Raw genomic sequence first — 19,846 nt, 5'->3', positions numbered from 1 at the left:
CCTGTCGTATCGGTCGGATCCGTATCGGTCGGATCAGCAGGGCGCCGCAGCGCCGAACCGGTAACCCGGGTCGAGCGCGCGCTGCACAAGGAAAAGCGAGCGGGGATCTGCGTAAAGCCCCAGGTGCGAGATCGTCGCCCCCGGGCAGCTGTCCTGAACCCATTCGTTGCGTACCGACGACCCGGCGTCCGGAACGAGGAACGAGCCCTCGGGCGGTGTCACGACGTTGTCGGTCCGTGACGCGATGACCGTGTAGGCGATCCCCGGCAGCGTCTCGCGTCCTGCATTGAGATCGGCGAGGAACCGTGAGCCGACGAACTGCTGATACGAGGCGACGCCGAAGCTCATCCCCGCGAGCATTTCGTTCGTGCCCTCGTCGGTGACGCGCAATGACGTGAACGCGTCGACGAGCCCCTGCTGCCCTCCGAATGTGGTCCCGTGCGTGGTGGGACCGAGCATGACGAGTCTGTTCACCTTGTTGCGTGAGGGCACTGCGGGGTCGGCGCCGCCCTCGAACCGCAGGTACTGGCGGGCCATGGTGCCGCCCTGCGAGTGCCCGACGATGTCGACCTGGGCGGCACCGGTGCCGGCTCGGACGGCGTCGACGAACGCGGACAGCTCGCGGGCCGAATTGCGGATGTCGCCGGACCCCCAGAACTGCGCTCCGGCGCCGTAGTTCAAGGCGAAAACGCAGTACCCCTCGCTCTTGAGCGCGGGGGCGAGCACGTCCCAGGTCTGCACCATGTTCATGCCGGTGCCGTGGACGAGAATCACCGGCCGCGGGTGCGCCGCCGACGGTCGGCAGGACCAGTCGTTCGCACCCCTCGGGGCCCCGTCAGTCGACATGGCAGCGGCGGCCTCCGGAGGTGCGCCCAGTTCGGCGCTTCCCACCGCAGGATCAGCCGTCGCGGTGGCCGGCTGGAAGCCGATCGCACCGAAGAGGACCGCGGAGGCTGCCGCGAGAAGGCTCGCCAGCCGGCGGCGTCGAACGATCATTCTGGGGGCTCCCGGAAGAAAGAAGGAAAGGTTGATTCGCTGAAATTGATATCAGACGAGAAGAGTAGGCCGCCCCGAGAAACAGGCGAATTGCGGGATGATTCAGAGGACTCGACGGACCCGGTGAGTACCTGTCGAGTCGGGTCGGAGACACCGAACGAACGGGATCAGCCGGTTTCGGCCGCTCGCCGGTAACCGCGGATGGCCGGGTAGACGAACACCGCGATCATCCCGAACGACCACGCGAACGTCTGCAGCACGGGCACCAGGATCGGTCCGCCCATCGCGAGCCCCCGCATCGCGTCGATCGCACACGACATCGGCTGCGCGGCGACGATCGGTTGGAGCCACGTCGGGTACGCCATCACCGGCACGAATCCCGAGTTGAAGAACATCAGCAGTGTGCAGCTGATCGACACGATTTCGACCAGCGGCGCATCGCCGGCGACGGTGGCCAACGCGGTCACCATCATCGCGAAGCCCATGCCGAAGACGATCGGCACCACCAGTAACAGGAGGCTCGGCAGGAACCCCTGCGTCAGCCGGAACCCGAGTACGACGCCCACCGCCAGGATCACGATCGTCGTGACGAAAACCCGCACGGCCTCCGCCATCATTCGCCCGACGAGCCCCGCGGCGCGATGGATGGGCAGCGTCCAGAAGCGTGACAGCAGACCCGTCTTGCGTTCGGCGCGTAAGCCGACGGCACTGACGATCGAGCCGAACATCGCACCGACGAGGATGATCATCGGGACCTGGCCGTAGACGGCCGGCTGCCCGGTCGCCGCTGTCACCGTGTTCCCGATGACGATCCGGAACATCACGAGCGTCAGGGCCGGGTACAGCAGCGCCTGGATCATCGTGGACGAATCGCGCGACCAGCGCATGAGCAGTCGCTTGCACTGGATCGAGCTGTGGGTCCACAGCGCGCGGGCGGAGGATTCGCGCCACGTCTCGGTGGGCAGCGGGAACGCGAACGCGGCGTCGGCGACCACTGTGGACGCCGTCGACGTGGATTCGGGCGTCATGGTCGATCTCGAGGGCTTGCTCACTTGCGCCTCACACTCGCCCACACGGCCAGGGGCGCGAAGACCACCATCAGCCCCACGCACCATGCGGCCGCGGGGAACAGCGTCGACGCGGTCAGGCTGCCCGCGGCCATGTCGCGCATCGCGTAGGAGAACTGGGAGATCGGCTGGTTGCGCACGAACGGCTGGATCCACTCGGGAAATCCGGATATCGGAACGAAACCTGTCGACAGCATGCCGAGGATCAACTGTGGCAACGCGAGTGCCTGCGACGTCGCCTCGGGGGATTTCGACAGCGTGCCGATTGCGTCGGCGCCGAGCGACAGTGCGAGGCTGATCGCGAGCGCCAACACGCAGAACAGGACGGCGAGCGGCACTCCGCCGCTGAATCGGAACCCGATGGCGTAGCCGTACACCAGAGCCGCCGTCAGCGTGATCGTGGAACGTACCAGTCCGCTCGTCATGCGGGACAGCAGTGGAACGGGACCGGCCACGGGCATCGTCTTCAACCGGGTCGTCAAGCCGTGCAGGGCCTCGACCGACGCCAACTGCGATGCCGAGATCGCGGTGAAGGCCATCGCCTGCAGCACGATGATCGGCATCAGGAACTGCGCGTAGTCGATGCCCTGCATCTTCATCACGAACCGCAGCGGCAGATAGAAGCCGATGGTGAAGATCAGCGGCGCGATGACCGCGACCCCGAGTTCGCCGGTCTTGATCATCGACTTGAGCGTGCGGCCCGTCAGCGCGAGCCACTGCTGGAAGCCGTTGGGATCCGGACGCCGGTGCGAGCCGATCCGCTTCGCCGGAACCGCCAAAGCGGCCCGCTCCGTTGCGGCGGGCACCGACAGCCCCTTGGCCGCGCTGTTCGCGGGCGTGCTCATCGCTGAGTCTCCGGCGCGGAATGACCCGTCAGGGACAGGAAGACGTCGTCCAGCGACGGGCGGCGCAGCGCGATGTCGGCAAGCTCGATGCCTGCGGCGTCCAGTCGGCGCAGCGCCTCGGACAGCGTCGCGGCACCGTCTGGAGCAGGCAAGGAGATGCGATCGAGGCCTTCACCACCCTCGGCGACCTCGGCCCGCACCTCGGGCGGAACGAGATTGCCGAGCGCGTGCACGGCCCACGGCAACTTCTGCGGATCGAGCGGCACCACCTCGCAGTAGCTGCCACCGGTACGAGCCTTGAGTTGGTCCGCCGTGCCCTCCGCGATCACGGTGCCGCGGTCGATGACGATGATGTTGTCGCTGAGCAGATCGGCCTCCTCGAGATACTGCGTGGTCAGCAACACCGTGATGCCCTGCTCCTTCAGCGACGTGACGAGCGACCACACACCCTGCCGGCTGCGCGGATCGAGACCTGTCGTCGGCTCGTCGAGGAACACCACCTCGGGGCGGACGACCAGTCCACACGCGATGTCGATGCGGCGCCGCATACCGCCGGAGTAGTTGCGGACGGCTCGCTTGCCCGCGTCGAGGAGATCGAACTCGGCGAGCAGTGCCTGAGCCCGCTGCTTGGCGGACGCGCGATCGAGACCCATCAGCCGCCCGAACAGTTCGATGTTCTCGCGGCCGGAGAGCGTCTCGTCGAGGGCGGCGTACTGGCCGGTCATCATGATCGAACGCCGCACATCGGCGGCATGGGTGACGACGTCGTGTCCGGCGACCACCGCGCGCCCGCTGTCGGGGCGCAGCAGCGTGGACAGAACCTTCACCGTGGTCGTCTTGCCGGCACCGTTGGGCCCGAGGATCCCGAGGACCGTGCCGCGCTTGGCTTCGAAACTGACGCCCTGCAAGGCCTTCACGTCGCCGAAGGACTTGTGGACATCATCGACCAGCACAGCTGCGTCCTGGAATATGGGCATCGACACTCCGCTAGTTCACCTGGGTTGGATGGGTGACCGCCGCTCAGGTCCGCGCGTCCATCCGTCGACGTGTATTCCCGCCGCTCCGGGGAAATGTTACCCGGAGGGGGCGCCGCACCGGACCGATAAGGCGCCGTCCCTGGGACCGTGCGGTCGGGTGGGAATCACGCACTCAGGTTCGGTTCACCGCCCCGTCACTCCCAGATGCCCGCCGACTCGAGGTGTCGAACCAGGCGCTTTGCACCGTCCTCGAAGTGAGCTCGGGTCTCCGCCGCGACGGCCTCGTGGTCGCGGGCGAGGAGCGCCGTGACCAGCCGTGTGTGACTCGCCACCGCGTCGTCGCCCCAGTGCGGATCCGACGAATAGAAGTGCACCGGCGTGTATCGGGTGGCGCCCAACAGGAACCACGACAGCTTCCGCGCCCCGGCTAGGCGGTTGAGGCGCCGGTGGAAGCCGAACTCGAGCTCCTCGACCAGGGCCGAGTCCCCGACGTCGACGGCGCGCCGCAGGCGTTCGTTGATCTCCGTCAGTTCGGCGGCAACCTCGTCGTCGACGTGCTCGACGGTCCGAATCGCCAGCTCCTCGGCGATCTGCCCCTGGAGCCAGAAGATGTCGTTGACGTCGTCGCGGCTCAAGGGTGCGACGACGTAGCCGCGGTGGGGGACCAGCTCGACCAGGCCCTCGCCCCGCAGCGTCAACAACGCCTCCCGAACCGGCGTGACGCTGACGCCGAGGTCTGCCGCGGTCTCGTCCAATCGGATGAAGTCACCGGGACGGGCTCCGCCCGACATGATCAGGTTCCGCACGTGCACCGCGACGTCGTCGGACAATTGGGGGCGGCGGCGCAGCGTGCGGGCCGAGGCGGATCGAGATGCGGCAGGCGGGACCATGAGTACTCCTTCGCGGGACGCGCGCGTGCCCGCCGTCGTCAGCATCGACGACCGGCAGTGGCGTGTCCGATACCGGGGCCACCGATGTGATGCGTGCAACAATCAGATCCGGTCGAATATATCGGGTCAAACGGGCGGAGAATCCGCGCGCTCGACGGACGGGGGACACCGGTGGCGGGGGTTGGGGCCAGAGTAGGGCGACGGGACGTGGCGCGGATCGACCGGTTGCGGCTGCCCGAGCCGAATCGGGCGGGAGTGCCACGGCGGTTCATGCTCTCACCCGAGTGGGCGCGACGAGCGGGCGCACCCATCCGCCGATTCATCCGGATCGACCCCGAGCCCACGGCCGACGACCTCGCGTTGGTCGCCGACGCGCTGACGCGGTGCGACGACGCGGGTGACGCTCTCGCCGCGGCGATCACGCAGGACCGCTCTGTGACGATGGCGCAGTTCCGGGCGGCACTCGCGGGCGGTATCGACGCCGTGCCCGACGCCCCCGAGGCGCTGCGGGCGTTCTTCGTACCGATCGAGCGGCGGCCCGACTGGGTCGACGACGCCCTCCTACGTCGCGGCGCCGAGGTGTGCCGGCGCGGGGGAGTCAACAGCCTCGACGTGCTCGGCTCCGCGCTCCTCGCGGGCTACCGGAGTTCGGCGACGACCGATCTGCTCATGCGGACCGGACGGCCGAACGGCGACGGTGCGCGTCGGCGGGTGGGGGAGACCGTCAAGTGGTGGTACGAGTGCGTGCAGCCCGGCGGGATGGAGCGCGGCAGCCAGGGCTGGCAGCTCACGGTCCACGTGCGGCTGATGCACGCACTGATCAATCGGCACTACGCGCACCGTGACGACTGGAGCGTCGAGGACTGGGGACTGCCGATCAACCAGGCCGACCAGTCCGCGACGTACGAACTCTTCTGCTCGTTCTATCTGATGGGCATGCGCAGCCTCGGCATGCCGATCACCCGCGCCGAGGGACACGCCGTGATGCATCTGTGGCGGTACATCGGCTGGCTGATGGGTGTCGACGAACGCTTCCTCGCCCTCGACGAGCAGGACGGGCGTCGCAAGCTCTACCACGTGCTGCTCACGTCACCGGCTCCCGACGAGCACGCGGTGACGCTCGCCCGCGCGCTCGTCGACTCGCGGCTGTCGCTGGACTACGGACGGCTGCGCGCACTACGCCGGCGGTTCCAGTACCAGAAGATCCGCTCGGTGTCCGCCGCCCACGTCGGTCGCGACGGACTGGCCGAACTCGGGCTCGGTTTCGCGCTGCCCTGGTACGCGGCGGTCCGCATCCCCGCGAACTTCGTCAAGCACACCGCGGCGCGGATCGTGCCCGGCGGACCCGACTGGCTCCTGCGGCGCGGTGAGCGCGAGCAGTATCGCGGGATGATGCGGCACTTCCCGGGCGAGCGCGCCGAGGGCGCCCGACAGCCCTGAGTCGACCGGCCGTCAGCGCGGCGTGATCCAGACGGTGATGTCGGCGTGGACGACCTCGCGCCCCTCGCGGTCGGTGATCGAGACGGGGACCGTCAACTCGGTGCCCTCCGCGATCGACCCGAAGTCGGGAATCTCGTCGAGCACCGCGCTCGCGCGCAACCGGGACTCGGCCTTCGCGGTGTAGCGCACGTTCATGGCCTTGGGTATCCAGCGGTGCGTCGAGGGCACCGTCGCCTCGGCGAGCATCCCCATCGCGGCCTCGGCCAGATTGCACGCGGCGATCGCGTGGAAGGTCTTGATGTGGTTGTGCACGCCCCACCACTTGGGCGCCGAGACCTCGCAGCGGCCGGGCTCCATGCGCTCGACTGTGGGCAGCACCGTCGCGAAGTAGGGGACCCGCACGCACATGCCGATCGAGAACAACGCACGGCCGAATCGGTTGTGCGGCAATCGCTGCCAAGTGCGGTACGTGGCGGTCGAAGGCGTCGTGGGAACCGTCATGCGAGCCGACCTTACTGGAAAGTAAGATAGGCGTGGCCGATTTGGGCCCGTCATGGCCCCTGACCTCGGACGTCGTCGCGGGGGTGATTTGAACTCTCGGGGTCGCTACGGCATACTGATCGGGTTGCCTTGACTGGGACGCGATCCGTTGCGACTCGAGTCGGGCTGGATGAAAGTCGAGTATCGGGCTGAAAAGCCTGGTCACGACGATGCAAGACGGAAGCAGTACCCAATGTTGCACCCCCTGTGGGTGCAACCGGTGCGCGTTTCCGCGGCTTCTGGAGAGCGATTTCCAGGGCCCGGAAATGAACGGCCGGGCGACACGCCCGACCGCGTGGACCGGAGAACCATGACAGATGAACAGCGGCAGCGGATCGAGTGATGTCTCGAGCGCAATTGTTGTTCGTGTCGTGTTTCCAGTCGGGGACTGTGCAGACGAGGTAGCCCCCGACTCGTTCGGGTTCTACGAAACGCGGCAAGAAAAGGACACTAAGCGTGGCGGGACAGAAGATCCGCATCAGGCTCAAGGCCTATGACCATGAGGCGATCGACGCGTCAGCGCGCAAGATCGTCGAGACGGTGACCCGTACCGGGGCCCGCGTGGTCGGCCCGGTGCCGTTGCCCACCGAGAAGAACGTGTACTGCGTCATCCGCTCGCCGCACAAGTACAAGGACTCGCGCGAGCACTTCGAGATGCGTACTCACAAGCGGCTGATCGACATCCTCGACCCGACGCCGAAGACGGTCGACGCGCTCATGCGCATCGACCTTCCGGCCAGCGTCGACGTGAACATCCAGTGAGCTTGGGAAGACGCAGCGGAGATATCAAATGACTAATCAGATCAAGGGAATCCTGGGCACCAAGCTCGGCATGACCCAGGTCTTCGACGAGAACAACCGGGTCGTCCCGGTCACCGTCGTCAAGGCCGGGCCGAACGTCGTCACCCAGATCCGTACCGAAGAGCGTGACGGCTACAGCGCCGTGCAGCTGGCGTTCGGCGCCATCGACCCGCGCAAGGTGAACAAGCCGACCTCCGGTCAGTTCGCCAAGGCCGGCGTCACCCCGCGTCGCCACGTCGTCGAGCTCCGCGTCGCCGACACCTCCGAGTACGAGGTCGGCCAGGAGCTGACGGCCGAGGTGTTCGAGGACGGCGGCTACGTCGACGTCACCGGCACCAGCAAGGGCAAGGGCTTCGCCGGCACCATGAAGCGTCACGGCTTCGCCGGCCAGGGTGCCTCCCACGGTGCGCAGGCTGTGCACCGTCGCCCGGGCTCCATCGGTGGCTGCGCCACCCCCGGCCGCGTGTTCAAGGGCATGCGCATGTCGGGCCGCATGGGTAACGACCGCATCACGACGCAGAACCTCTCGGTCCACAAGGTGGACGCCGAGAACGGTCTGCTGCTGATCAAGGGTGCGATCCCCGGCCGCAAGGGCGGCCTCGTGATCGTCAAGACCGCAGTGAAGGGTGGTGCTTCGGCATGACCGAGACCGCAACCAAGCTGACCCTCGACGTCAAGGCAGCCGGTGGCAAGACCAACGGCACCGTCGATCTCCCCTCCGAGATCTTCGACGCGACCGCGAACATCGCTCTGATGCACCAGGTCGTCGTCGCGCAGCTCGCTGCGGCACGTCAGGGCACGCACTCCACCAAGACCCGCGGCGAGGTCCGCGGCGGTGGCAAGAAGCCGTACCGCCAGAAGGGCACCGGCCGCGCACGTCAGGGCTCGACCCGCGCGCCGCAGTTCGCCGGCGGTGGCACCGTCCACGGCCCGCAGCCGCGTGACTACTCGCAGCGCACCCCCAAGAAGATGAAGGCTGCCGCACTGCGTGGCGCCCTCTCCGACCGGGCCCGCAGCGAGCGCATCCACGTCATCACCGAGCTGGTCGCCGGGCAGGTCCCGTCCACCAAGACGGCGAAGTCGTTCCTGGGCGAGCTGTCCGACCGCAAGAAGTTCCTGCTGGTCGTCGGCCGCGAGGACATCGCAGCGTGGAAGAGCGTCCAGAACCTGGACGGCGTGCACCCCATCGCACCCGACCAGCTCAACACCTACGACGTGCTCAACAGCGATGACGTCGTGTTCAGCCTCGAGGCTCTGAACACCTTCATCGCGGGCCCGGCCAAGAACGAGGAGGAGAGCAAGTGACCACCATCGCCGACCCCCGCGACATCTTGCTGGCCCCGGTCATCTCCGAGAAGTCCTACGGACTGATCGAGGAAGGCACCTACACCTTCCTGGTGCACCCGGACTCGAACAAGACGCAGATCAAGATTGCCGTCGAGAAGGTCTTCGGCGTCACCGTGACCAGCGTCAACACCGCCAACCGTCAGGGCAAGCGCAAGCGGACCCGCTTCGGTTACGGCAAGCGCAAGGACACCAAGCGTGCGCTCGTGACCCTCTCGGCCGACAGCAAGCCCATCGAGATCTTCGGAGGCCCGGTCGCGTAAGCGTCTGGGACTTGACGAGATATAGAGGACGAGAAGACTCATGGCAATCCGTAAGTACAAGCCGACTACCCCGGGCCGCCGCGGCTCGAGCGTCTCGGACTTCGCCGAGATCACTCGGTCGACGCCCGAGAAGTCGCTCATTCGCCCGCTGCACGGTCGCGGTGGTCGTAACGCCCACGGTCGCATCACCACCCGTCACAAGGGTGGCGGTCACAAGCGCGCCTACCGGTTGATCGACTTCCGTCGCAACGACAAGGACGGCGTGCCGGCCAAGGTCGCTCACATCGAGTACGACCCCAACCGCACCGCTCGCATCGCGCTGCTGCACTACGCGGACGGCGAGAAGCGCTACATCATCGCCCCCAAGGGCCTGGTGCAGGGCGCCCCGATCGAGTCCGGCGCAGGCGCCGACATCAAGCCGGGCAACAACCTGCCGCTGCGCAACATCCCCACCGGTACCACCATCCACGCAGTGGAGCTGCGTCCGGGCGGCGGCGCCAAGATGGCCCGCTCCGCCGGCGCCAGCATCCAGCTGCTGGGCAAGGAAGGCACCTACGCCACGCTGCGTATGCCGTCCGGTGAGATCCGTCGCGTCGACGTGCGCTGCCGCGCCACCGTCGGCGAGGTCGGCAACGCCGAGCAGTCGAACATCAACTGGGGCAAGGCCGGCCGCATGCGCTGGAAGGGCGTCCGCCCGACCGTCCGTGGTGTGGTCATGAACCCCGTCGACCACCCGCACGGTGGTGGTGAGGGTAAGACCTCCGGTGGTCGCCACCCGGTCAGCCCCTGGGGCAAGCCCGAGGGCCGCACCCGCAAGAACAAGGCGAGCGACAAGCTCATCGTCCGTCGTCGCCGTACCGGCAAGAAGCGCTAGTCAAGGAGGGAGTGAAGGATGCCACGCAGCCTGAAGAAGGGCCCGTTCGTCGATGACCACCTCCTTGCGAAGGTGGACGTGCAGAACGAGAAGGGCACCAAGCAGGTCATCAAGACCTGGAGCCGTCGTTCCACGATCATTCCGGACTTCATCGGTCACACGTTCGCCGTCCACGACGGACGCAAGCACGTTCCGGTGTTCGTTTCGGATTCGATGGTTGGCCACAAGCTCGGAGAGTTTGCACCGACCAGGACGTTCAAGGGCCACATCAAGGACGACCGGAAGAGCAAGCGTCGATGAGTACTGAAACCCAGAACCCCACCGCGAAGGCGGTCGCGCGCCACGTGCGCGTGACCCCCATGAAGGCGCGCCGTGTCGTGGACATCGTCCGCGGCAAGTCGGTCGACGAGGCTCTCGCGATCCTCAAGTTCGCACCGCAGGCCGCTGCCGAGCCGGTCGCGAAGGTGATCGCCAGCGCAGCTGCCAACGCGCAGAACAACCTGAACCTGGATCCCTCCACGCTCGTCGTCGCGACGGCGTTCGTGGACGAGGGCGCGACCCTCAAGCGGTTCCAGCCGCGCGCGCAGGGCCGGGCCTTCCGGATCCGCAAGCGTTCGAGCCACATCACGGTCATCGTGGAAAGTGTGGCCAGCCGGGGTTCCGCCTCGGGTCGTAACCGCCGGAAGGGAAGTGGTCAGTAGTGGGCCAGAAGATCAACCCGCACGGCTTCCGTCTCGGCATCACGACCGACTGGAAGTCGCGCTGGTACGCAGACAAGCAGTACGCGGAGTACGTCAAGGAAGACGTCGAGATCCGTAAGCTCCTCGCCACCGGCATGGAGCGCGCGGGCATCGCGAAGGTCGAGATCGAGCGCACCCGCGACCGTGTGCGTGTGGACATCCACACCGCGCGTCCGGGCATCGTCATCGGTCGCCGTGGCGCCGAGGCCGATCGCATCCGCGCCGCGCTCGAGAAGCTGACCGGCAAGCAGGTCCAGCTGAACATCCTCGAGGTCAAGAACGCCGAGGCCGAGGCTCAGCTCGTGGCACAGGGTGTCGCCGAGCAGCTCTCGAACCGTGTCGCGTTCCGTCGTGCGATGCGCAAGGCTATCCAGTCGGCCATGCGTCAGCCGAACGTCAAGGGCATCCGCGTGCAGTGCTCGGGCCGCCTCGGCGGCGCCGAGATGAGCCGCTCGGAGTTCTACCGTGAGGGTCGCGTTCCGCTGCACACGCTGCGTGCGGACATCGACTACGGCCTGTACGAGGCCAAGACCACCTTCGGTCGCATCGGCGTGAAGGTCTGGATCTACAAGGGCGACATCGTCGGCGGCAAGCGTGAGCTGTCCGCCGCTGCCCCGGCCGAGCGCCCGCGTCGCGAGCGCCCGAGCCGTCCGCGTCGCTCCGGTGCTGCCGGCACCACGGCGACCAGCACCGAGGCCGGTCGCGCTGCGACTGCAACCGCCGATGCTCCCGCTTCTACCGAGCAGAAGGAGGGCTGACGCATGTTGATCCCGCGCCGGGTCAAGCACCGCAAGCAGCACCACCCGAGCCGTTCGGGTGCCGCCAAGGGCGGTACCCAGGTGGCTTTCGGTGAGTACGGAATCCAGGCTCTCGAGCCCGCCTACATCACCAACCGGCAGATCGAGTCCGCTCGTATCGCCATGACTCGCCACATCAAGCGTGGCGGCAAGATCTGGATCAACATCTTCCCGGATCGTCCGCTCACCAAGAAGCCTGCCGAGACCCGCATGGGTTCCGGTAAGGGTTCGCCGGAGTGGTGGGTCGCGAACATCAAGCCCGGTCGGGTCATGTTCGAGATGAGCTACCCGAACGAGGAGATTGCCCGCGAGGCCCTGCGCCGCGCGATGCACAAGCTCCCGTGCAAGTGCCGGATCGTGACGAGGGAGGAGCAGTTCTGATGGCAACCACCAGCCCTGCTGCAGAGCTCCGCGAGCTGACCGACGAAGAACTGGTCACCAAGCTCCGCGAGGCGAAGGAAGAACTGTTCAACCTTCGTTTCCAGATGGCCACCGGTCAGCTGGACAACAACCGCCGGCTGCGCACGGTCCGTCACGAGATTGCGCGCATCTACACCGTCCTGCGCGAGCGTGAGCTCGGCCTGGCCTCCGGTCCGGACGCAGGTGACGCGGCATGAGTGAGGAAAAGGCAGTGAGCACCAACAGCACCGAAGAGCGCGGCAGCCGCAAGGTCCGCATCGGCTACGTGGTCTCGGACAAGATGGAGAAGACCATCGTGGTCGAGCTGGAGGACCGGGTGAAGCACCCGCTCTACGGCAAGATCATCCGACGGACCTCGAAGGTCAAGGCGCACGACGAGAACGGCCTCGCCGGCATCGGCGACCGCGTCCAGCTCATGGAGACCCGACCGCTGTCGGCGACCAAGCGCTGGCGTCTGGTCGAGGTTCTCGAGAAGGCCAAGTAAGAGCCTGAGAGTGTATCCAGTACGATGGTGGGGTTGCCCTGTGGAAGCAGTGGCAGCCCCACCATCGGCGGGTACGGACCGCGCGCGTCGGGTCGGAAATCTGCCGCGCATGACCAGGTGATTCGCACGCGCGTCGCCCGGTCGAAACAAGCCAGGTCAAGGAGAAGTTAGTGATTCAGCAGGAGTCGCGACTGCGCGTCGCCGACAACACGGGTGCCAAGGAGATTCTCTGCATCCGCGTTCTCGGTGGCTCGTCTCGTCGCTACGCCGGGATCGGCGACATCATCGTCGCCACCGTCAAGGACGCGACCCCGGGTGGAAACGTGAAGAAGGGCGAGGTCGTCAAGGCCGTCATCGTCCGCACCACCAAGGAGCGCCGTCGTCCGGACGGCTCGTACATCAAGTTCGACGAGAACGCTGCCGTCATCATCAAGGCGGACAACGATCCTCGCGGCACCCGTATCTTCGGACCCGTCGGCCGTGAGCTGCGCGAGAAGAAGTTCATGAAGATCGTCTCGCTCGCCCCGGAGGTGCTGTGATGAAGGTGCACAAGGGTGACACCGTGCTGGTCATTGCCGGCAAGGACAAGGGCGCGAAGGGCAAGGTCATTCAGGCCTACCCCGCGACCAACAAGATCCTGGTCGAGGGCGTGAACCGCATCAAGAAGCACACCGCGGTGTCTGCGAACGAGCGCGGCGCCTCCTCCGGCGGCATCGTGACGCAGGAAGCCCCGATCAACGTTTCCAACGTCATGGTCGTCGACTCGGACGGAAACCCGACTCGCGTCGGCTACCGCACGGATGACGAGACCGGCAAGCGCGTTCGCATTTCCCGGAAGAACGGGAAGGACATCTGACATGACCTCCACCGAGAACAAGACCCAGCCGCGTCTGAAGGCCCGCTACCGTGCGGAGATCAAGGATGCGCTGAACGCTGAGTTCGATTACGCGAACGTCATGCAGATCCCCGGCCTGGTCAAGGTCGTCGTGAACATGGGTGTCGGCGACGCCGCACGTGACGCGAAGCTGATCAACGGTGCGGTCGCCGACCTCACCCTGATCACCGGCCAGAAGCCCGAGATCCGCAAGGCCCGCAAGTCCATCGCGCAGTTCAAGCTGCGTGAGGGCATGCCGATCGGCGCGCGCGTCACGCTCCGTGGCGACCGCATGTGGGAGTTCCTGGATCGCCTGGTGTCCATCGCGCTGCCCCGTATCCGCGACTTCCGCGGCCTGTCGGGCAACCAGTTCGACGGCAACGGCAACTACACGTTCGGCCTCAACGAGCAGTCGATGTTCCACGAGATCGACGTGGACAAGATCGATCGTCCGCGCGGTATGGACATCACCGTCGTGACCACCGCCACCAACAACGAAGAAGGCCGTGCGCTGCTCAAGCACCTCGGCTTCCCGTTCAAGGAGAACTGAGCCCATGGCTAAGAAGGCACTGGTCAACAAGGCCAACAAGAAGCCGAAGTTCGCGGTGCGCGCGTACACCCGCTGCCAGAAGTGCGGCCGTCCGCACTCCGTGTTCCGCAAGTTCGGCCTGTGCCGAATCTGCGTTCGCGAGATGGCGCACGCCGGCGAGCTGCCGGGCGTTCACAAGAGCTCCTGGTAAGCGGCCGAACAACAGACTTCCGTTCCGCACCCGCGGGGCGGTGAAGGTAAGAACCACTTCGTTGTAGGCCCACGATCGGGCCGGTCCCGCTCCGCCGATTCTCGGCGGAGCGGGACCGGATCGGTGTTGCATGGGAACCCCAACGAGAAAGGTGCACAGGTCAACACATGACCATGACTGATCCGATCGCAGACTTCTTGACGCGTCTGCGCAACGCCAACTCGGCGTACCACGACGAGGTGAAGCTGCCGCACTCGAAGATCAAGGCGAACATCGCCGAGATCCTCAAGCGCGAAGGCTACATCGCGGACTACCGCACCGAGGATGCCGAGGTCGGCAAGACGCTGATCGTCGACCTCAAGTACGGCCCCAGCCGCGAGCGCAGCCTCGCCGGCGTCCGCCGTGTCTCGAAGCCCGGTCTGCGCGTGTACGCGAAGTCCACCAACCTGCCCAAGGTCCTGGGCGGCCTCGGCGTGGCGATCATCTCCACGTCGTCCGGTCTGCTCACCGATCGTCAGGCGGCCAATCAGGGAGTGGGCGGGGAAGTCCTCGCCTACGTCTGGTAAGGGAGGCCACCACAATGTCGCGTATTGGAAAGATTCCTGTCGCCGTCCCCGCGGGCGTCGACGTGACCATCGCCGGTCAGGACGTCGCGGTCAAGGGCCCCAAGGGCTCGCTGTCGCTGACGATCTCCGAGCCGATCTCGGTCGCCAAGGGTGAGGACGGTGCCCTGCAGGTCACCCGTCCCGACGACGAGCGTCGCAGCCGCGCGCTGCACGGTCTGTCGCGCACCCTCGTGCAGAACATGATCGTCGGTGTGACCGCTGGTTACAACACCAAGATGGAGATCCACGGTGTCGGTTACCGTGTGGCGCTCAAGGGCCAGGACCTCGAGTTCTCGCTCGGCTTCAGCCACCCGGTACTGATCGAGGCTCCGGAGGGCATCACCTTCGCTGTCGAGTCGCCGACCAGGTTCTCGATCTCCGGCATCGACAAGCAGAAGGTCGGCCAGATCGCGGCCAACATCCGCCGCCTGCGCAAGTCCGACCCGTACAAGGGCAAGGGCATCCGCTACGAGGGTGAGCAGGTCCGTCGCAAGGTCGGAAAGACGGGTAAGTGATATGAGCCAGACTGCAAACCAGAAAGCCAAGCGGATTCCGCTGGGCAAGGACGTGTCCACCACGCGTCGTCTGTCGAAGGCGCGTCGTCACTTCCGTCTCCGCAAGAAGGTCTCCGGCACCCCCGAGCGTCCGCGTCTCGTCGTGAACCGCTCCTCGCGTCACATCCACGTGCAGCTGGTGGACGACCTGGCCGGCAAGACGCTTGCCGCCGCGTCGACCATCGAGGCCGACGTGCGTGCACTGGACGGCGACAAGAAGGCCCGTGGCGCCAAGGTCGGTCAGCTGATCGCCGAGCGTGCCAAGGCAGCCGGCGTGGAGGCCGTGGTCTTCGACCGCGGTGGCCACACCTACAGCGGCCGCATCGCGGCCCTGGCCGATGCCGCTCGCGAAGGCGGGTTGAAGTTCTGATGACCAACATTACTAACGGAAGGAATGCCTGATGCCGGGACGTCAAAGGCGTGACGGCGGAAGCGGACCCGCCGGACAGAATGGCCCTCAGGGCGACAACCGCGGTGGCCGCGACCGTCGCGACAACCGTCGTGACAACGCTGCCGAGAAGTCGAACCACATCGAGCGCGTCGTCTCCATCAACCGCGTGTCGAAGGTCGTCAAGGGCGGTCGTCGCTTCAGCTTCACCGCTCTCGTGATCGTGGGCGACGGCAACGGACTCGTCGGCGTCGGCTACGGCAAGGCCAAGGAAGTTCCTGCGGCCATCCAGAAGGGCGTCGAGGAGGCTCGCAAGAGCTTCTTCCGTGTGCCGCTTATCGGCAGCACCATCACCCACCCGGTTCAGGGCGAGGCGGCGGCCGGTGTCGTCATGCTGCGTCCGGCCAGCCCGGGTACCGGTGTGATCGCCGGTGGCGCGGTGCGTGCCGTGCTCGAGTGCGCGGGCGTCTCCGACATCCTCGCCAAGTCGCTCGGTAGCGACAACGCGATCAATGTTGTGCACGCGACGGTTGCCGCCCTCAAGGGTCTGCAGCGTCCGGAAGAGGTCGCAGCCCGTCGTGGCCTGCCCCTCGAGGACGTGGCCCCGGCCGGGATGCTGCGCGCTCGTGCACAGGCTGGGAGCGTGAAGTAATGGCACAGCTCAAGGTCACCCAGGTCAAGAGCACCATCGGCACCAAGCAGAACCAGCGGGACAGCATGCGCACCCTCGGACTGAAGGGCATCCGTCAGTCCGTCGTCCGCGAGGACAACGCGCAGAACCGTGGTCTGATCAACGTGGTGCGCCACCTCGTCACGGTTGAGGAGGTCTAACCATGACCATCAAGTTGCACCACCTGCGCCCTGCCCCCGGAGCCAAGACCGACAAGACTCGCGTCGGTCGCGGTGAGGGCTCGAAGGGTAAGACCGCTGGTCGCGGCACCAAGGGCACCAAGGCCCGCAAGAACGTGTCGGCCGCCTTCGAGGGCGGGCAGATGCCGCTGCACATGCGTCTGCCGAAGCTCAAGGGCTTCAAGAACGCGTTCCGCACCGAGTACCAGGTCGTCAACGTCGGCGACATCGCTCGTCTGTTCCCCGAGGGTGGACAGATCGGCGTTGCCGAGCTCGTTGCCGCCGGCGCGGTTCGCAAGAACCAGCTGGTGAAGGTTCTCGGCGAGGGCGAGCTCACGGTGGCCGTTCAGGTCACCGCGAACAAGTTCTCCGGCGCCGCCAAGGAGAAGATCGCCGCTGCCGGTGGTACCACCACCGAGCTGTGATCTCGCTCAACTGATCGTCGAATGGCCGCAACTCCTCCTTCCGGGGGCGAGTTGCGGCCATTCGCCGCTTCACCGTGTGCGAACGGGCATACTGGTGAGCGACCAGCCCATGCAACGGGGCTGTGTTTTCATGTGTCACTGTTAGAGTTCTAGAGTTATCCAATTCATGGGCGGGTCAGTCAGATCGGCTCTCCGTATGTCGTGCGCCAGGAGGATCTTTGCTTTCCGCCTTTGTCTCGGCCCTCAGGACGCCTGACCTGAGGCGGAAGATCCTCTTCACGCTCGGTCTGGTCGCCCTGTACCGGCTGGGCGCAACCTTGCCGTCACCGGGTGTCGACTACGGCAACGTCCGTGCGTGTATCGATCAGGTGTCCGGTGGCGAGTCCGCGGGCATCTACTCGCTGATCAACCTGTTCTCCGGCGGCGCGCTGCTGCAGCTGTCGATCTTCGCGATCGGCATCATGCCGTACATCACGGCCAGCATCATCATTCAGTTGCTGACCGTCGTCATCCCGAAGTTCGAGGAGCTCCGCAAGGAGGGCCAGTCGGGACAGACGAAGATGACGCAGTACACGCGCTATCTGTCGGTCGCGCTGGCGATCCTGCAGTCGACGGGCATCGTCGCTCTCGCGGCCCGCGGTCAGCTGCTACAGGGCTGTTCGGAACCGATCCTCGCCGACCAGAGCGTCTTCGGCCTGATCATCATCGTGCTCGTCATGACGGCCGGTGCCGCGCTCGTCATGTGGTTCGGTGAGTTGATCACCGAGCGCGGCGTCGGCAACGGTATGTCCCTGCTGATCTTCGCCGGCATCGCCTCGCGTCTCCCGAGCGAGGGCCGCACGGTTCTCGACAGCCGTGGTGGCCTGGTGTTCGCGCTGGTCTGTGTCGCGGCGCTGGTGATCATCGCCGGTGTCGTCTTCGTCGAGCAGGGTCAGCGCCGCATCCCGGTGCAGTACGCCAAGCGGATGGTGGGCCGCAAGATGTACGGCGGCTCGTCCACGTACCTGCCGCTCAAGGTCAACCAGGCCGGCGTCATCCCCGTGATCTTCGCGTCGTCGCTGCTGTACCTGCCCAACCTCATCGTGCAGCTCACCGGCGCCAACACCAATCCCGATCCGAGCTGGTGGCAGCGCTGGATCAACGAGTATCTGGTGAACCCGGCCAACCCGGTCTACATCCTGATCTACTTCGGGATGATCGTCTTCTTCACCTATTTCTACGTCGCGATCACCTTCAATCCGGAGGAGCGCGCAGACGAGATGAAGAAGTTCGGCGGATTCATCCCGGGCATTCGTCCGGGACGACCGACCGCCGACTACCTCAACTACGTGCTGAGCCGCATCACCCTGCCGGGCGCGATCTACCTCGGCGTCATCGCCGTCCTGCCGAATCTGTTCCTCGAGATCGGCAGCTCGGGTGGCGCACAGAACCTGCCGTTCGGCGGCACGGCGGTGCTGATTATCGTCAGTGTGGGCCTCGATACCGTGAAGCAGATCGAGAGCCAGCTCATGCAGCGAAACTATGAAGGGTTCCTCAAGTGAGACTTGTCCTCCTTGGTCCTCCCGGTGCCGGTAAGGGCACCCAGGCCGCGATCCTGTCCGAGAAGCTGGGCATTCCCCACATCTCCACCGGCGATCTGTTCCGCGCGAACATCGGTCAGGAGACCCCGCTCGGACTCGAGGCCAAGAAGTACCTCGACGCGGGCGACCTGGTCCCGAGCGAAATCACGAACAACATGGTGAAGGCGCGCGTCGCCGAGCCCGACGCCTCCAACGGCTTCCTGCTCGACGGTTTCCCGCGCACGGTGGATCAGGCGAAGGCGCTCGAGGAGATCCTCGAGGGCATCGGTGCCAAGCTCGACGGTGTGCTCGCGTTCGACGTCGACGACGAGGTCGTCGTCGAGCGGATGCTGGCCCGTGGTCGCGCCGACGACACCGAGGACGTCATCCGTAACCGCATGCGTGTCTACCGCGAGGAGACCGCGCCGCTGCTGGATCACTACGCCGGCCAGATCGTCACGGTCGATGCCGTGGGTGCCGTCGAAGAGGTCAACGCCCGCGCCCTCGCCGCGCTGGGGAAGTAATGGCGTTCGGCCGCAAGCGCAAGGTCGTTCCGTTCCGCACGGCGGGTGAGCTCGATGCCATGGCGGCGGCGGGTGCGATCGTCGGGGCCGCCCTCGTGGCGGTGCGAGACGCGGCCAAGCCCGGAGTCAGCACACTGGAGCTGGACCGGGTTGCCGAATCGGTCATCCGCGACGCGGGCGCAGTGCCGTCGTTCCTCGGGTACCACGGTTTTACCGGATCTATCTGCGCGTCGGTCAACGACCGCGTCGTGCACGGCATTCCGTCCGCCGACGAGCTCCTCGTCGAGGGCGATCTGGTGTCGATCGACTGCGGGGCCATCCTCGACGGGTGGCACGGCGACTCCGCGTGGACGTTCGGTGTCGGTGAGCTCAGCGCAGCCGATGCCCAGCTGAGCGAGGCGACGCGGCTGTCGATGGAAGCCGGCATCGCTGCCATGGTGGACGGCAACCGGCTGACGGACGTCTCGCACGCGATCGAACTGGGCACTCGTGCCGCCGAGTCCACGCACGGTCGCCACTACGGGATCGTCGACGGCTACGGCGGTCACGCGATCGGGCGTGAGATGCACATGGATCCGTTCCTGCCGAACGAGGGCGCTCCCGGCAAGGGGCCGCACCTGGTGATCGGGTCGGTCCTGGCGATCGAGCCGATGCTCACACTCGGCACGTACGAGACCGAGGTTCTCGACGACGACTGGACGGTGGTGACCACCGACGGCAGTCGTGCCGCGCACTGGGAGCACACCGTGGCCGTCACCGAGGACGGTCCGCGGATCCTGACGTTGCGTCCCGGCGACAACTGAGATCGAACAACGCCGAGCGGGCCGTGAGTTCACTGAACTCACGGCCC

31 protein-coding genes are annotated in these 19,846 nt (G+C 66.3%); 25 read left to right on the top strand and 6 right to left on the bottom strand.

The features are described 5' to 3' along the window. Positions 1-33 precede the first annotated feature (33 nt). From ACQ5DX_RS17410 to ACQ5DX_RS17390, 5 genes are all read right to left on the bottom strand, one after another. Positions 34-996 (bottom strand): esterase/lipase family protein, encoded by a 963-nt coding sequence (locus ACQ5DX_RS17410; RefSeq protein WP_430333759.1) that lies wholly within the window; start codon positions 994-996, stop codon positions 34-36. A gap of 167 nt (positions 997-1,163) precedes the next feature. Then, positions 1,164-2,024, bottom strand: coding sequence for an ABC transporter permease (locus ACQ5DX_RS17405; protein WP_430333758.1), 861 nt, complete (start codon positions 2,022-2,024; stop codon positions 1,164-1,166). Between the two features lie 20 nt (positions 2,025-2,044). Continuing rightward, positions 2,045-2,908 carry an ABC transporter permease gene (locus ACQ5DX_RS17400; RefSeq protein ID WP_430333757.1) on the bottom strand — a complete coding sequence of 288 codons (864 nt, stop codon included), beginning with the start codon at positions 2,906-2,908 and terminating at the stop codon, positions 2,045-2,047. Beyond that, positions 2,905-3,885: an ATP-binding cassette domain-containing protein gene (locus ACQ5DX_RS17395; RefSeq protein ID WP_430333756.1), complete on the bottom strand. Its 981-nt coding sequence runs from the start codon at positions 3,883-3,885 to the stop codon at positions 2,905-2,907. The genes ACQ5DX_RS17400 and ACQ5DX_RS17395 overlap by 4 nt, the downstream gene beginning before the upstream one ends. A 194-nt stretch (positions 3,886-4,079) precedes the next feature. Next, a complete protein-coding gene (locus ACQ5DX_RS17390) occupies positions 4,080-4,775 on the bottom strand; it encodes a GntR family transcriptional regulator (protein WP_430333755.1) in 696 nt (231 codons plus the stop codon). A 207-nt stretch (positions 4,776-4,982) separates the two neighbouring features. On the opposite strand from ACQ5DX_RS17390, the gene ACQ5DX_RS17385 reads away from it, so the two are divergent. Continuing rightward, positions 4,983-6,215, top strand: coding sequence for an oxygenase MpaB family protein (locus ACQ5DX_RS17385; RefSeq protein ID WP_430333754.1), 1,233 nt, complete (start codon positions 4,983-4,985; stop codon positions 6,213-6,215). 12 nt (positions 6,216-6,227) lie between these two features. Here ACQ5DX_RS17385 and ACQ5DX_RS17380 read toward each other — a convergent pair whose 3' ends face one another. Then, positions 6,228-6,716: a hotdog fold domain-containing protein gene (locus tag ACQ5DX_RS17380; protein WP_430333753.1), complete on the bottom strand. Its 489-nt coding sequence runs from the start codon at positions 6,714-6,716 to the stop codon at positions 6,228-6,230. Positions 6,717-7,211: 495 nt separating this feature from the next. On the opposite strand from ACQ5DX_RS17380, the gene rpsJ reads away from it, so the two are divergent. The 24 genes from rpsJ to map all read left to right on the top strand — a co-directional run bounded on the left by rpsJ (position 7,212) and on the right by map (position 19,799). Next, positions 7,212-7,517 carry a 30S ribosomal protein S10 gene (gene rpsJ / locus ACQ5DX_RS17375; protein ID WP_003938093.1) on the top strand — a complete coding sequence of 102 codons (306 nt, stop codon included), beginning with the start codon at positions 7,212-7,214 and terminating at the stop codon, positions 7,515-7,517. Positions 7,518-7,545: 28 nt separating this feature from the next. Beyond that, positions 7,546-8,199 (top strand): 50S ribosomal protein L3, encoded by a 654-nt coding sequence (rplC, locus tag ACQ5DX_RS17370; RefSeq protein WP_430333752.1) that lies wholly within the window; start codon positions 7,546-7,548, stop codon positions 8,197-8,199. Then, a complete protein-coding gene (gene rplD / locus ACQ5DX_RS17365) occupies positions 8,196-8,861 on the top strand; it encodes a 50S ribosomal protein L4 (RefSeq protein WP_430333751.1) in 666 nt (221 codons plus the stop codon). The genes rplC and rplD overlap by 4 nt, the downstream gene beginning before the upstream one ends. Further along, positions 8,858-9,163 (top strand): 50S ribosomal protein L23, encoded by a 306-nt coding sequence (rplW, locus tag ACQ5DX_RS17360; protein ID WP_005518367.1) that lies wholly within the window; start codon positions 8,858-8,860, stop codon positions 9,161-9,163. The genes rplD and rplW overlap by 4 nt, the downstream gene beginning before the upstream one ends. A gap of 40 nt (positions 9,164-9,203) precedes the next feature. Continuing rightward, a complete protein-coding gene (gene rplB, locus ACQ5DX_RS17355; protein ID WP_005518369.1) occupies positions 9,204-10,037 on the top strand; it encodes a 50S ribosomal protein L2 in 834 nt (277 codons plus the stop codon). A gap of 18 nt (positions 10,038-10,055) precedes the next feature. Beyond that, positions 10,056-10,337 carry a 30S ribosomal protein S19 gene (gene rpsS / locus ACQ5DX_RS17350; RefSeq protein ID WP_005518370.1) on the top strand — a complete coding sequence of 94 codons (282 nt, stop codon included), beginning with the start codon at positions 10,056-10,058 and terminating at the stop codon, positions 10,335-10,337. Further along, positions 10,334-10,738 carry a 50S ribosomal protein L22 gene (gene rplV, locus ACQ5DX_RS17345; protein ID WP_430333750.1) on the top strand — a complete coding sequence of 135 codons (405 nt, stop codon included), beginning with the start codon at positions 10,334-10,336 and terminating at the stop codon, positions 10,736-10,738. The genes rpsS and rplV overlap by 4 nt, the downstream gene beginning before the upstream one ends. Next, the gene (rpsC, locus tag ACQ5DX_RS17340; RefSeq protein ID WP_430333749.1) at positions 10,738-11,535 is read left to right on the top strand and encodes a 30S ribosomal protein S3; all 798 of its coding nucleotides are present in this window, start codon (positions 10,738-10,740) and stop codon (positions 11,533-11,535) included. The genes rplV and rpsC overlap by 1 nt, the downstream gene beginning before the upstream one ends. A 3-nt stretch (positions 11,536-11,538) precedes the next feature. Continuing rightward, complete coding sequence (gene rplP / locus ACQ5DX_RS17335) at positions 11,539-11,955, top strand: 50S ribosomal protein L16 (RefSeq protein ID WP_005518375.1); 417 nt, start codon at positions 11,539-11,541, stop codon at positions 11,953-11,955. Next, positions 11,955-12,191 (top strand): 50S ribosomal protein L29, encoded by a 237-nt coding sequence (gene rpmC, locus ACQ5DX_RS17330; protein ID WP_137725382.1) that lies wholly within the window; start codon positions 11,955-11,957, stop codon positions 12,189-12,191. The genes rplP and rpmC overlap by 1 nt, the downstream gene beginning before the upstream one ends. Then, positions 12,188-12,478 (top strand): 30S ribosomal protein S17, encoded by a 291-nt coding sequence (gene rpsQ / locus ACQ5DX_RS17325; RefSeq protein WP_137725383.1) that lies wholly within the window; start codon positions 12,188-12,190, stop codon positions 12,476-12,478. The genes rpmC and rpsQ overlap by 4 nt, the downstream gene beginning before the upstream one ends. A gap of 170 nt (positions 12,479-12,648) precedes the next feature. After that, positions 12,649-13,017 (top strand): 50S ribosomal protein L14, encoded by a 369-nt coding sequence (rplN, locus tag ACQ5DX_RS17320; RefSeq protein WP_107982809.1) that lies wholly within the window; start codon positions 12,649-12,651, stop codon positions 13,015-13,017. Then, on the top strand, positions 13,017-13,334 hold the full coding sequence (gene rplX / locus ACQ5DX_RS17315) for a 50S ribosomal protein L24 (RefSeq protein ID WP_430333748.1): 318 nt from the start codon (positions 13,017-13,019) through the stop codon (positions 13,332-13,334). The genes rplN and rplX overlap by 1 nt, the downstream gene beginning before the upstream one ends. 1 nt (position 13,335) lies before the next feature. After that, positions 13,336-13,902: a 50S ribosomal protein L5 gene (rplE, locus tag ACQ5DX_RS17310; protein ID WP_005518382.1), complete on the top strand. Its 567-nt coding sequence runs from the start codon at positions 13,336-13,338 to the stop codon at positions 13,900-13,902. A gap of 4 nt (positions 13,903-13,906) precedes the next feature. Then, positions 13,907-14,092, top strand: coding sequence for a type Z 30S ribosomal protein S14 (locus tag ACQ5DX_RS17305; protein ID WP_005518383.1), 186 nt, complete (start codon positions 13,907-13,909; stop codon positions 14,090-14,092). Positions 14,093-14,259: 167 nt separating this feature from the next. Further along, positions 14,260-14,658, top strand: coding sequence for a 30S ribosomal protein S8 (rpsH, locus tag ACQ5DX_RS17300; RefSeq protein WP_031937772.1), 399 nt, complete (start codon positions 14,260-14,262; stop codon positions 14,656-14,658). A 14-nt stretch (positions 14,659-14,672) separates the two neighbouring features. Then, positions 14,673-15,212 (top strand): 50S ribosomal protein L6, encoded by a 540-nt coding sequence (gene rplF / locus ACQ5DX_RS17295; protein WP_430333747.1) that lies wholly within the window; start codon positions 14,673-14,675, stop codon positions 15,210-15,212. A gap of 1 nt (position 15,213) precedes the next feature. After that, complete coding sequence (rplR, locus tag ACQ5DX_RS17290) at positions 15,214-15,621, top strand: 50S ribosomal protein L18 (protein ID WP_348604255.1); 408 nt, start codon at positions 15,214-15,216, stop codon at positions 15,619-15,621. A 31-nt stretch (positions 15,622-15,652) separates the two neighbouring features. Then, entirely contained in the window at positions 15,653-16,291 is a 639-nt protein-coding gene (gene rpsE / locus ACQ5DX_RS17285) for a 30S ribosomal protein S5 (protein ID WP_430333746.1), read from the top strand. Next, positions 16,291-16,470: a 50S ribosomal protein L30 gene (gene rpmD, locus ACQ5DX_RS17280; protein WP_005518394.1), complete on the top strand. Its 180-nt coding sequence runs from the start codon at positions 16,291-16,293 to the stop codon at positions 16,468-16,470. Before rpsE ends, rpmD begins: the two co-directional genes overlap by 1 nt. A 2-nt stretch (positions 16,471-16,472) precedes the next feature. Then, positions 16,473-16,913: a 50S ribosomal protein L15 gene (gene rplO, locus ACQ5DX_RS17275; RefSeq protein WP_280758543.1), complete on the top strand. Its 441-nt coding sequence runs from the start codon at positions 16,473-16,475 to the stop codon at positions 16,911-16,913. A 218-nt stretch (positions 16,914-17,131) separates the two neighbouring features. Then, positions 17,132-18,454, top strand: a complete 1,323-nt coding sequence (gene secY / locus ACQ5DX_RS17270) for a preprotein translocase subunit SecY (RefSeq protein WP_430333745.1) — start codon at positions 17,132-17,134, stop codon at positions 18,452-18,454. Then, complete coding sequence (locus ACQ5DX_RS17265; RefSeq protein ID WP_430333744.1) at positions 18,451-18,996, top strand: adenylate kinase; 546 nt, start codon at positions 18,451-18,453, stop codon at positions 18,994-18,996. Before secY ends, ACQ5DX_RS17265 begins: the two co-directional genes overlap by 4 nt. Continuing rightward, entirely contained in the window at positions 18,996-19,799 is an 804-nt protein-coding gene (gene map / locus ACQ5DX_RS17260) for a type I methionyl aminopeptidase (protein WP_430333743.1), read from the top strand. Before ACQ5DX_RS17265 ends, map begins: the two co-directional genes overlap by 1 nt. Positions 19,800-19,846: the final 47 nt, after the last annotated feature.

Source organism: Rhodococcus sp. ACT016 (assembly GCF_050477185.1).
Classification (GTDB): Bacteria; Actinomycetota; Actinomycetes; order Mycobacteriales; family Mycobacteriaceae; genus Prescottella.
The sequence above is the reverse complement of the archived record's forward strand: the minus strand, read 5'-3'. Positions and strand labels throughout refer to the sequence as shown.